The following is a 12,037-nucleotide window of genomic DNA, read 5'->3' as shown; positions in this document are numbered from 1 at the left end:
AATATTATAGGCAAAGATAAATATATGATTAGGGTAAAATAATAACAGGATTTATATAAATAGACTAGCTTATAAATAAGTAGGGAGAAGAGTTAAATGAGTTTATTAGATAAAATAGATTTTACAAAAGGGTTGATTCCAGCAATAATACAGGATTATAAAAATAATGAAGTATTAATGTTAGCTTTTATGGATAAAAAGGCTTTAAGTAAAACTTTAGAATCAAAAACTACTTGGTTTTGGAGTAGATCTAGAAAAGAATATTGGAATAAAGGAGCCACTTCAGGAAACTTTCAATATGTAAAAGAAGTTTATATAGATTGTGATGAAGATACTATTTTAATCAAAGTAGAACAAATTGGATCGGCCTGTCATACTAAAAATAGAAGTTGTTTTTATAGAAGAATTTTATAATTAATTTTTATTCTTTTAAGAATTGATTAGAATTATATATTAATCCATAAGAAAATAACTGGGGGTATAATAATGAAAGAAGGCAATGTAATTAAAGAATTATATAAAGTTATTAAAGATAGAAAAAATAATGAAGTTTCGGGTTCATATACAAATTATCTTTTTAAAGAAGGGTTAGATAAAATACTTAAAAAGTTAGGAGAAGAAAACACAGAAGTTATTATAGCAGGAAAAAATGATGATTCAGTTGAGATTATAAATGAAGTTTGTGATTATATATATCATATGCTTGTATTTTTAGCTGAGAAAGATATAAGTATTGAAGATATAGAAGATGTATTAAAGGAAAGACGCAAAAAAATATCTAATAAGAAGCAAGAAAGAAGAGAGATACAAAATTATTAGTTTGATTTATATTAATGAATTTTAAGAATATATGGAAATTATTAAAGTCTTAGTTGGCAATTTATATTGTCAATTTTTTTTATGTTTAAATTTACAAAATATAGAAATAAATTTAATAAAATGGTATACTATAGATTACAACATTTGTAAAATGTTGAAAAGTAATAAGGAGGTACATAGATGATAAAAGATAGTAATATTTATTTAAAAGAAAGAGAAAAAACTTTTACTCCTCTTCTAGCAATAGAGGAAGCTTCAAGATGTTTGCTATGTCATGATGCACCATGTACCAAAGCTTGTCCTGCAGGAACAGATCCTGCAAGATTTATTAGATCTCTTCGTTTTAGAAATATAAAAGGGGCAATTGAAACTATAAGAAGTAATAATAAATTAGGTGGAGTCTGTTCTAGGGTTTGTCCAACAAGTAAATACTGTGAAGAAGGATGTAGCAGAACAGATATAGACAAGCCTATAAAAATTGGAAAACTTCAAAGGTATTTAACAGATTATGAAAAAGCTATATCTATGGAAGTTCTAAAAAAGAGCAAATTAGATAAAGACAAAGTAGCCATTATAGGTTCAGGACCAAGCGGACTTGTTGCTTCAGCAGAATTAGCATTGAAAGGTTATAAAGTAACTGTATTTGAAGAAAAAAATAAACTTGGAGGATGGCTTTCCTATGGTATACCACCAGAAAGACTTCCACAAATAGTAGTAGATAATGAAATACAATATATAAAAAATTTAGGAGTAGAATTTAAAACTAACTGTAAAGTTGGAGAAGATATTAGTATTAAGGATATAAAAAATCAAGGGTTTAAAGTTATACTTTTAGCTATAGGTATGAAAAAAAGTAAGTTGATTAATATAGAAGGAATTAATTTTAAAGGGGTTTTAAAAGGTACAGAATTTTTATCTCAATGCAAAGATAAGAATGGAAAAGTTAAAATAGGTAAGCATGTAATCGTAATCGGTGGAGGAGATGTAGCCGTTGACTGTGCTGTAACTTGTAAACTTTTAGGATGTGAGGATGTAAAAATAGTTTATAGAAGAACAATAGAAAAAATGCCAGCAGATCAAAAGGAGAAGCAGTATTGTCAGTCTTTAAATATACCAATATTTACAGGAATTAAGCCAGAAAAAATTATAGGAAAAGATGGGAAAGTAGCTAGATTTAAAGGAATAGGAATGTTTGATGATTCTTTAATGGATCTTCCAGCAGATCAAATTATATTTGCTATAGGACAAGAAGTAGAAGATATAAAGGACGAAATTCATATAGAAATTAATGAAAATAAACTTATAAAAACTAAAAATTATAAAACTAACTTGGAAGATATTTTTGCCTGTGGCGATGTAGTAGAAGGGGATAAAACTGTAGTTTATGCAGTTAAAGAAGGTAAAGAAGCAGCAGAGGAAATTCATAAGTATTTGTCTTTAGAAAAGGAAAGTGAAATTGCATGTGGTGAAGTAGCATCTGTAAAAGGAGGAGAATGTTAATGAAAAAAGTAGATTTATCTATAGATTTTTGTGGTGTTAAATGTGAGAATCCATTTTTCTTATCATCATCTCCAGTAGGAAATTGTTATGAAATGTGTGCTAAAGCCTTAGAAACTGGTTGGGGAGGAATTGTTTTTAAGACAATTGGATATTTTATTGCAAATGAAGTGTCACCAAGGTTTACTAATTTGAAAAAAGAATCCACTTCCTTTATTGGATTTAAGAATATGGAACAAATAGCAGAGCATCCTTTGGAAGAAAATTTAGAAGCAATGAGAATGTTAAAAAAGAATTACCCAAATAAAGTTTTAGTTGCATCAATTATGGGTCAAAATGAAGATGAATGGACTAAGCTTTCAAAGCTTGTAACAGAAGTAGGCGCTGATATAATTGAATGTAATTTTTCTTGTCCGCAGATGACTAGTCATGAAATGGGATCAGATGTAGGTCAGAATCCAGAGCTTGTAAAAAAATATTGTGAGGCAGTAAGGAAAGGGACAGATTTACCAATACTTGCAAAAATGACTCCTAATATAGGAGACATGTCAATACCTGCTATTGCATCTCTAAAAGGAGGGGCTACAGGTATTGCTACAATAAATACAATAAAAAGTATAACAGGAATAGATCTTGAAAATTTTACAGCTTTACCTATAATCAAAGGAAAATCAGCTGTATCTGGATATTCTGGAAAAGCTGTAAAACCAATTGCATTAAGATTTATATATGAACTTTCAAAGAATGAGGAGCTTAAAAACATTCCTATTAGTGGAATTGGAGGAATTGAAACTTGGGAAGATGCAGCAGAATTTATTATGCTTGGATCAAGTAATTTACAAGTTACAACAGCTATAATGCAATATGGATATAGAATTGTTGAAGATATGATAAGTGGTCTTTCATATTATATGAAGGAGAAAGGATTCAGTAGACTTCAAGATATGGTAGGGATAGCTCTTCATAATATTATACCTACAGAAAACCTAGATAGGAATCATATTGTGTATCCTAAATTTAATGATAAGAAATGTGTTGGATGTGGAAGGTGCTATATATCTTGCTATGATGGGGGACATCAAGCAATAAATTGGAATGAAGAAAAGAGAAAACCAGAACTTATAAAAGATAGATGTGTTGGATGTCATTTATGTGCTAATGTTTGCCCGGTTCAAAGTATATCTGATGGTGATATTGAATTTAAGAAAAGTAATAGAAAAATAATTGTTTAAGGTATATTAAATAAATATCTTAAATTTATCTAATATTAGGATAACTATTTCATTTACAAATACTGATTTGAAAATATTTTTTACTACAAAAAATTTAATGCTTTAGCTATTAACATTGACATTTTAAGTCAAAGGAATAATAATTAATGTAAATAGTGTAACAGTTTTCATAAAGGAGGGGTATAATGGTTAAATCTTTAAATGAACTTCTAAGTTTAGCAAAAGAAAGAGAAAAAAAAGTATTATCAGTAGCTGTGGCACAAGACAAAGAAGTACTACTATCAGTTATTGAAGCCGTAAATCTAGGAATGGTTAAAGCTATCTTAGTTGGAGATGAAAAAGAAATAAGAGACATTGCTAAAAAAGAAAACTTTAATTTAGACAGTATAAAAATAATAGACGAAAAAGATAAGACTAAAGCTGCTAAAATAGCTGTAAGTTTAGTAAGTGAAGGAGAAGCAGATTTCATAATGAAAGGAATGCTTGGAACTGCAGATCTATTAAGAGCTGTTTTAAATAAGGAAGCTGGATTGAGATACAAAAAGGTTTTATCTCATGTGATGATTTATGATGTAGAAGCATACCATAAATTATTATTTTTAACAGATGGAGGAATGGTACCTTATCCAGAAATTACAGAAAAAATAGCTATAGTAGAAAATGCTGTAGAGCTTGCTCATTCTTTAGAAATAGACGAGCCTAAAGTAGCACCAATATGTGCAGTAGAAGTAGTTAATCCAAGTATGCAAGCAACCATAGATGCAGCAGCTTTGACTCAAATGAATAAAAGAGGTCAAATAAAAGGATGTATAATAGATGGACCATTAGCATTAGATAATGCTATATCAAAAGAAGCTGCAAAGCATAAAGGAATAAAAAGTAAAGTTGCAGGAGAAGCAGACATATTATTAGTACCTAATATAGAGTCAGGAAATTTTTTGGGGAAATCAATGACTTACCTTGCAAAAGGAGAAAATGCAGGGATAATATTAGGGGCTAAGTGTCCAATTGTTTTAGTTTCTAGAGCTGATACTTATAAGTCAAAATTGTATTCAATAGCTTTAGGAGCACTTTCTTGCAATAAATAGTATAAATTATACATTAAGTAATATGTTGTTGAATAAGTAATTAAGAGATGAAACATTAGATAGGGGGTATAAATTTAATATGAAAGTTATAATGTCAGGTAATGAAGCTATTGCTAGAGGAGCTTATGAGGCAGGGTGTAATGTAGCATCTGCTTATCCAGGAACTCCAAGTACTGAAATACTAGAGAATTTTTGTAAATATGATGGGGTTTATGCAGAGTGGGCACCTAATGAAAAAGTTGCTTTAGAAACAGCATCAGGAGCTTCAATAGGTGGAGCAAGAACTTTAACAACAATGAAGCATGTAGGACTAAATGTAGCTGCAGATCCATTTTTTACAATGGCATATGAAGGTGTTAATGGAGGATTTGTAGTAGTTACAGCAGATGATCCAGGTATGCATTCATCACAAAATGAACAAGATAATAGATTTTATGCACCACATGCTAAAGTTGCTATGGTGGAACCTTCAGATTCACAAGAGTGTATAGATTTTATGAAATATGCTTATGACATAAGTGAAAAGTTTGATACTTTAGTTTTGTTTAGAAGTACTACTAGAATATCACACTCAAAAAGTGTAGTAAGTTTAAAAGAAAGAAAAGAAGTACCAGTTAAGAAATATGAAAAAAATACAAAAAAATATGTAATGATTCCAGCTAATTCTAAAGTTAAACACTATGAGGTAGAAGAAAGACTAGAAGAACTTAGAAAGTATTCTAACAATTGTCCTTTAAATAGAATAGAAATGGGAAATACAAAAATAGGTATAATAACTAGTGGTATATCTTATGAGTATTCTAAAGAAGTATTTGGCAGTGGAGCATCTTATTTAAAAATAGGATTTAGTTACCCATTACCAGATGAAATGATAAGAGATTTTGCTGCTAAGGTAGATAAGTTATATATTATTGAAGAAAATGATCCTTATATAGAAAATAAAGTTAAATCTATGGGAATTGAATGTATTGGTAAAGAATTAATTCCTATATGTGAAGAGCTTAATCCAGATATAATAAGAAATGGAATAAACGGTGAAAAAGTAGAAGAAAATTATAAGACAGATATAAAAGCACCATCTAGACCACCGGTATTATGTCCAGGCTGTCCTCATAGAGGAATATTTTATGCTGTTTCAAAATATAAAGATGTAATAGCTACAGGTGATATAGGTTGTTATACATTAGGAATGGTTGCTCCACTTAATGTAACAGATACAGTAATATGTATGGGAGCTTCAATAAGTTCCGGTCTTGGTGTAGAAAAAGCTAATCAAATAGCTAAAAGAGATAAGAAAGTATTTGCATTTATAGGAGATTCAACTTTCTTCCATTCTGGTATGACAGGGCTTGCAAGTTCAATTTATAATAATACTCCTATAGTTACATGCATATTAGATAATAGAATTACTGCCATGACAGGCCATCAAGAAAACCCTGGAACAGGCAAGACATTACAAGGAAAAGAAGCACCTATAATAGATATAAAAAATGTAGTTGTTTCTATGGGAATAAAAGAAAGTAATGTTAAAGTAGTTGATCCTTATAATTTAGAAGAAACAGAAGCTGCTGTTAAAATAGCTCATGATAGTACAGATCCATTTGTAATTATAGTTAAAAGAGCCTGTGCTTTAAAGAAAGATGTAGCTAAAAAGAGAGTTAAATTAAAATGTGTTATAAATACAGATAAATGTAAGAAGTGTAAAGCTTGTTTAAAAACAGGATGTCCAGCATTACAATTTAAAGATGGTGTGGTAAGTATAAATTCTGATATGTGTAACGGCTGTGAGTTATGTAAACAAGTATGTAAATTTGATGCTATAGAAAAGGTAGGTGAATAATATGCAAGATGTTAAAAGTGTATTATTTGTAGGAGTTGGAGGACAAGGAACTATCCTTGCTTCAAAAATATTTACTGCAGGACTTTTAAATGCAGGATATGATGTTAAAATGTCAGAAGTCCATGGTATGGCTCAAAGAGGTGGAACTGTAAGTACTCAAGTTAGATTTGGTGATAAAGTATATTCACCTCTTATAGGAAAAGGCAGTGCAGATGTTATTGTTGCCTTTGAAAAAAGTGAAGCTGCTAGATGGTTACCTTATCTAAAAAAAGATGGATATTTAGTTATAAATGATTATGAACTATATCCAGTACCAGTTTTAATAGGACAAGAAAAATATCCTGATAAAGTAATAGAAAAATTAGAAAAAGCAGTAGATAATACTATAGTATTAGATGCATCTAACATAGCTAAAGATCTTGGTAATATGAAAGCACAAAATGTAGTTTTATTAGGTGGACTTATTAAAGCTATAAACTTAGAAGAGATAAATTGGAATGAAGTAATAGAAAAATTAGTTCCTAAAAAAGCTATAGAATTAAATAAAAAAGCTTTATGTAAAGGAATGGGAAAATAAAAAGATAGAATATAAAATTAAAACCCTATATAGACTATATAAAATGGTTAAGACTATTTTATATAGTCTTTTTATTATATATTAAAAAATATAATAATGAATAAGCAATGAAGTATATGCCAATAATAAAAAATATTGGAGGGATGTAAAGTTGAATAAAATAAATATAAAAAATAGAACTTTTAGTAATCCTAAAAAAGAAAGAAAATATTCTAAAATTCCAGGGATACTATATGGGAAAAATATTTCTAATATGATGTTTGAAGTAGGAGAATTAGAATTAAGAAATACCATTTGCAAAAATGGTGAACATGGCATGTTAGAAATAGATTATAATGGGGATGTTCATAAAACTGTTATTAGAGAAATACAAAAAGATCCTATAAAGCATAAAATAATACATATAGATTTAGAGGAGATACCAAAGGATGAAAATACTATAAATACAGAAATACCTATAACTTTTATAGGAGAAGATTTAGTAATGAGAAAAGGCGGTATAATACAAAAAGAAAAAGAAAACATAAAAGTTAAGTGTAGAAAAGATAATATTCCTGAAAATATAGAAGTAGATTTATCAAATATAAAGCATGGTAAAAGTTTTAAAATATGTGATATAGAAATTTCACAGGATATAGTTGTTGAAGAAGATCCAAGTACAGTTGTAGCAGCAATATCTTCTCAAATATAAAAGATGCTAGCTTAAAGGCTAGCATCTTTTGTTTTTTGATAAATTATAAATAGATTTTTAACTATTAGTAATGAGTTTTTAGTTGAAAAATAAAAGGCAATTACATATTAAAATAATTAAGTTATATTTATATTTTATATGAAGAGCATATTGAATTTAATTATTCAAATATAATTAAGAAATAAGAATATTTAGTATTTTATGATTCATAAAATTATTATTAGAAGTAGTTTTATAATAACTAGGGAGGTTTAGTATGAATTACAAAGAAAGATATTCATCTTGGATTAATTCTCCATATATAAATAATAAAAACAAAGAAAAATTAAAAAAACTAAAAGAAGAAGAGATAAAAGATAGATTTTATAAAGAAATAGAGTTTGGAACTGGTGGACTTCGAGGATTGATAGGACTTGGAAGTAATAGAATTAATGTATTTATGGTAGCCAAAGTTACACAAGGATTAAGTGATTTTTTAAATAATAGATATAAAAATAAAATTTCTGTAGCAATTGCTTATGATTCAAGAAATATGTCTTTAGATTTTGCTAGAAAAGCTGCTGAGGTTTTTTGTGGAAACAATATAAAGACCTATATATTTAAAAATATAATGCCTACACCTATGTTATCTTATGCAGTAAGAAATTTGAATTGTAAAGCAGGAATTGTTATAACAGCTTCCCATAATTCTAAAGAATATAATGGGTATAAAGTATACAATAAATATGGTGGACAAATAACAGATAGAGATGCAAAAGATATATATGGTTATATAAAAAGTGTAAAAGATTTTGAAAATATAAATTATGGAGATTTAGGTGAGGCTAAAAAAATAGGTTTATACAATTTAATTAGTGATACTGTGGAAAATAGTTATTATAGTCATGTTAAAGATATATGTATAAGAAAAAATCTTATAAAAAAAAATAGTGAAAGTTTAAAAATAATTTATACTCCTTTGCATGGTACAGGAAATATACCAGTTAGAAGAGTATTAAAGGATCTTGGATACGAAAATGTTTTTGTAGTAAAGCAGCAAGAAAGACCAGATGGAGAATTCTCAACTGTTAAATATCCAAATCCAGAATATAAGGAAGTTTTTGATATAGCAGTTGATATGGCTAAAAATATTAATCCAGATATTATCATAGGGACTGATCCAGATTGTGATAGAATGGGAGTTATGGTTAAAAATAAAAAAAACAAATATATACCTTTAACAGGTAATGAAGTAGGGGCTTTACTTACTAACTATATATTAGAAGCTTTAAAAGAAATTAATAAATTACCTAAAGAATCAGTAATAATAAAAACTATTGTTACTACGGATATGATAAAATTTATAGCTAGAAAATTTAATATAGAAGTTATTGAAGTATTAACTGGATTTAAATATATAGGAGAAAAGATAGAAGAAATTAATAAAGATAAGAAATTTATATTTGGGTTGGAAGAAAGTTATGGATATTTATTTGATACCTTTGTTAGAGATAAGGATGGGGTTATAGCAGCTGTATTAGTAAGTGAGATGACTTTATATTACAAATCAAAGGGAAAATCTTTATATGAAGTTTTGATGGAGTTATATAAAGAATATGGATGTTTTACAGATAGACTTGTTTCTATAGATTTACTTGGGGAAAAAGGAGAAAAAATTATAGAAGAATCAATGAACAAGTTAAGATATAAAAGTATCAATTATATAAATGATACTAAAATTGTAAGAAAGATAGATTATAAGTATGGAACGGATAAATGTTTAAATAAAGACAAAATTAAAAAAATCCAATTGCCTAAGTCTAATGTATTAAAATATTACTTAGAAGATGATTCAAGCTTTGTTATTAGACCTTCTGGAACTGAGCCTAAAATAAAGATGTATTTGTCTTGTAAAGGAAAAGAAATAAAACAAAATAATGCTAAATTAGATAGTTTACAAGATGAAATAATAAATATTATTAACTGAGCATTATAATAAATTTATTTTAAATAAAGACATAGTAATAAATAATTGTATGGTTACTTATATAAATTATATTAAATATAATTTTATTTATATATTTTAAATAATAAAGAATAAACTACATTTAAGTAATTAATGGAGTTTATTTTTTATTGTTTAATTTACTTCCTTGGTATAAAATTAGACGTGAGCGTAAAATATATAAATATTGTAGGTGATAAAATGGATGTAAAAACATATTTCTCAAATAAGTTATCTAAAATGTTATTTTTAGAGATAAAAAGAGAAAAAGTAGAACAAGCATTTAATTTAAAAGTGGATTCTAACATATATTTGCCAATTAAATCTGAAGACATAATCAGTAAGGTAAAAGCTGGAGACAATTTAGATAATATTCCTATGAGTTTTTTTGTGGAGGGAATGTTTTTTGTTTTAGGAGCTGATAATAAATTTAGATTTAATAAGGTTTATGAAAAAATAATAAATAATTTACCTAAAAGTGAAGATTATATAAAGGGAAGGATATTTCAAGAAGTTAAAAAAGAAAACTTTGAAGATTGTTATGCTTTTTTAAAGGGGCTATGTAAAATATCCTCAACAGAAGAAGTATATGATAAATTAATTTTAGTTTTAGAAAAATTAAGAATACAAGATAAGATGTATATGGATGAAGAGCTTAATGTATTAGAAAATGCTAAAAGTATTAATGGATATAATAAACCATATTTATATGAAGCTATTATAAATAGAGAAAAAGGAGAATTTAAAAAAGCATTAGTTTCATTAAATAAATATATAGAGATGGGTGGAAAAGAGACTTCAGAGGTAATAGCAATTAAAAGTTCATTAGAAGATGTAACTGACATAGAAGATGGAAAAGAGTTAATGGTCAGTAATCCTACAGATGCTTTGAAAAAATTACTTCCACTTATAGATAGATTCGCAGATGACCCAATTATATATTATTATATAGGTGTTTCATATAGAAATTTAGAAAATTATGATAAAGCTATATATTATCTTAATAAATCTTTAGAAATAGATAATAGTTTAATGGATGTTGTAAATGAATTGGCTATAAATTATGCTTGTATAGGTAACTATGATGTAGCTATAAAATATTTAAGAAAAATTTTTGAAGCAGAAAAATCAATAGAAGTATGCACTAATCTTATAATGTGTTATGCAAATAAAGGGGATATAGAGCAAGTTAAAAATCATATAGAAATAGCAAAAAAAATAGACCCTAATGATGAAGTTTTAAATGATATAATAACTCAGTTAAATAATTAATTATTTTTGTAATGTTATTTTTAAAGAATAAATATACTTTTATAAAAAATTGAGAGGAGAATATAAATGAGAGTAAAAAAAGCTATTATACCAGCAGCAGGTCTTGGAACAAGATTTTTACCAGCAACTAAGGCACAGCCTAAGGAGATGCTTCCAATAGTAGATAAACCTACTATACAATATATTATAGAAGAAGCAGTTAAATCTGGTATAGAGCAAATTTTAATTATAACAGGAAAAAATAAAAGAGCCATTGAAGATCATTTTGATAAGTCAGTAGAATTAGAGACTGATTTAGAGAAAAAGGGAAAAGAAAAGATGCTTAAAATGGTAAAAGATATATCTAACATGGTAGAAATATATTATATAAGACAAAAAGAACCTAAAGGTTTAGGGCATGCTATAAGCTGTGCTAGAACTTTTGTAGGTAATGAACCATTTGCTGTAATGCTAGGTGATGATGTGGTAGATAGTAAAAAACCATGTTTAAAACAGCTTATAGACTGTTATAATGAATATCAAACTACAATAGTTGGAGTTCAACAAGTTCCTAAAGAAGATGTTTATAAATATGGTATTGTTAAAGGAAAATTTATAGAAGACGGAGTTTATAAAATAAAAGATTTGATTGAAAAACCCAAAATAGAAGAAGCTCCTTCTAATATAGCTATATTAGGAAGATACATAATAAGTCCAACGATATTTGATATTTTAAGTAATACTAAACCAGGTAAAGGTGGAGAAGTTCAACTTACAGATGCATTGAAGACTTTAATAAGTAAAGAAGCTATGTATGCATATGAGTTTGAAGGTAGACGTTATGATGTAGGAGATAAACTAGGGTTTTTACAAGCTACTATGGAATATGCTTTAAAGAGGGATGCTTTAAAAAAAGATTTTGTAAATTATATAGAAAAACTAAGAGATACAGAGATGTATAAGGGGCTTTTAAAGAAATAAAAGCAAATTTCATAATAAAAAGGAGTAAAAAATTACTCCTTTTTATTATGAAATTTATGTGAATAAAATGACAAAAA

The 12,037-nt window shown here is 27.4% G+C and carries 11 protein-coding genes; all 11 read left to right on the top strand.

Translation table 11 applies throughout. From position 1 onward, the window contains the following. Nucleotides 1–96: 96 nt before the first annotated feature. A complete protein-coding gene (gene hisI, locus ABDZ71_RS18945; RefSeq protein ID WP_343764325.1) occupies nt 97–414 on the top strand; it encodes a phosphoribosyl-AMP cyclohydrolase in 318 nt (105 codons plus the stop codon). Nucleotides 415–486: 72 nt separating this feature from the next. Next, nucleotides 487–819, top strand: a complete 333-nt coding sequence (gene hisE / locus ABDZ71_RS18940) for a phosphoribosyl-ATP diphosphatase (RefSeq protein ID WP_343764323.1) — start codon at nt 487–489, stop codon at nt 817–819. A gap of 180 nt (nt 820–999) precedes the next feature. Next, nucleotides 1,000–2,319 carry an FAD-dependent oxidoreductase gene (locus ABDZ71_RS18935; RefSeq protein ID WP_343764321.1) on the top strand — a complete coding sequence of 440 codons (1,320 nt, stop codon included), beginning with the start codon at nt 1,000–1,002 and terminating at the stop codon, nt 2,317–2,319. After that, nucleotides 2,319–3,548 (top strand): NAD-dependent dihydropyrimidine dehydrogenase subunit PreA, encoded by a 1,230-nt coding sequence (gene preA / locus ABDZ71_RS18930; RefSeq protein WP_343764319.1) that lies wholly within the window; start codon nt 2,319–2,321, stop codon nt 3,546–3,548. The genes ABDZ71_RS18935 and preA overlap by 1 nt, the downstream gene beginning before the upstream one ends. Nucleotides 3,549–3,733: 185 nt before the next feature. Further along, nucleotides 3,734–4,636: a phosphate butyryltransferase gene (locus tag ABDZ71_RS18925; RefSeq protein WP_343764317.1), complete on the top strand. Its 903-nt coding sequence runs from the start codon at nt 3,734–3,736 to the stop codon at nt 4,634–4,636. A 79-nt stretch (nt 4,637–4,715) separates the two neighbouring features. Next, complete coding sequence (gene iorA / locus ABDZ71_RS18920) at nt 4,716–6,476, top strand: indolepyruvate ferredoxin oxidoreductase subunit alpha (RefSeq protein WP_343764315.1); 1,761 nt, start codon at nt 4,716–4,718, stop codon at nt 6,474–6,476. A gap of 1 nt (nt 6,477) precedes the next feature. Beyond that, nucleotides 6,478–7,053 (top strand): indolepyruvate oxidoreductase subunit beta, encoded by a 576-nt coding sequence (locus ABDZ71_RS18915; protein WP_343764313.1) that lies wholly within the window; start codon nt 6,478–6,480, stop codon nt 7,051–7,053. Between the two features lie 151 nt (nt 7,054–7,204). Beyond that, the gene (locus ABDZ71_RS18910; RefSeq protein ID WP_343764311.1) at nt 7,205–7,744 is read left to right on the top strand and encodes a 50S ribosomal protein L25; all 540 of its coding nucleotides are present in this window, start codon (nt 7,205–7,207) and stop codon (nt 7,742–7,744) included. A 256-nt stretch (nt 7,745–8,000) separates the two neighbouring features. Further along, nucleotides 8,001–9,710, top strand: coding sequence for a phospho-sugar mutase (locus ABDZ71_RS18905; protein WP_343764310.1), 1,710 nt, complete (start codon nt 8,001–8,003; stop codon nt 9,708–9,710). Nucleotides 9,711–9,929: 219 nt separating this feature from the next. After that, complete coding sequence (locus ABDZ71_RS18900) at nt 9,930–11,000, top strand: tetratricopeptide repeat protein (protein ID WP_343764308.1); 1,071 nt, start codon at nt 9,930–9,932, stop codon at nt 10,998–11,000. Nucleotides 11,001–11,066: 66 nt separating this feature from the next. Next, nucleotides 11,067–11,960, top strand: coding sequence for a UTP--glucose-1-phosphate uridylyltransferase GalU (gene galU / locus ABDZ71_RS18895; RefSeq protein WP_343764306.1), 894 nt, complete (start codon nt 11,067–11,069; stop codon nt 11,958–11,960). Nucleotides 11,961–12,037 lie beyond the last annotated feature (77 nt).

It is taken from the genome of Clostridium oceanicum, from assembly GCF_039521385.1.
Taxonomy (GTDB): Bacteria; Bacillota; Clostridia; order Clostridiales; family Clostridiaceae; genus Clostridium_F; species Clostridium_F oceanicum.
This window is presented reverse-complemented; position numbering and strand designations above follow the sequence as displayed.

Coding starts and splice junctions, on each gene's coding strand:
- ABDZ71_RS18935 (WP_343764321.1), top strand. CDS start 1,000: ATGATAAAAGATAGTAATATTTATTTAAAAGAAAGAGAAAAAACTTTT.
- hisI (WP_343764325.1), top strand. CDS start 97: ATGAGTTTATTAGATAAAATAGATTTTACAAAAGGGTTGATTCCAGCA.
- preA (WP_343764319.1), top strand. CDS start 2,319: ATGAAAAAAGTAGATTTATCTATAGATTTTTGTGGTGTTAAATGTGAG.
- ABDZ71_RS18925 (WP_343764317.1), top strand. CDS start 3,734: ATGGTTAAATCTTTAAATGAACTTCTAAGTTTAGCAAAAGAAAGAGAA.
- ABDZ71_RS18905 (WP_343764310.1), top strand. CDS start 8,001: ATGAATTACAAAGAAAGATATTCATCTTGGATTAATTCTCCATATATA.
- ABDZ71_RS18900 (WP_343764308.1), top strand. CDS start 9,930: ATGGATGTAAAAACATATTTCTCAAATAAGTTATCTAAAATGTTATTT.
- galU (WP_343764306.1), top strand. CDS start 11,067: ATGAGAGTAAAAAAAGCTATTATACCAGCAGCAGGTCTTGGAACAAGA.
- ABDZ71_RS18915 (WP_343764313.1), top strand. CDS start 6,478: ATGCAAGATGTTAAAAGTGTATTATTTGTAGGAGTTGGAGGACAAGGA.
- iorA (WP_343764315.1), top strand. CDS start 4,716: ATGAAAGTTATAATGTCAGGTAATGAAGCTATTGCTAGAGGAGCTTAT.
- hisE (WP_343764323.1), top strand. CDS start 487: ATGAAAGAAGGCAATGTAATTAAAGAATTATATAAAGTTATTAAAGAT.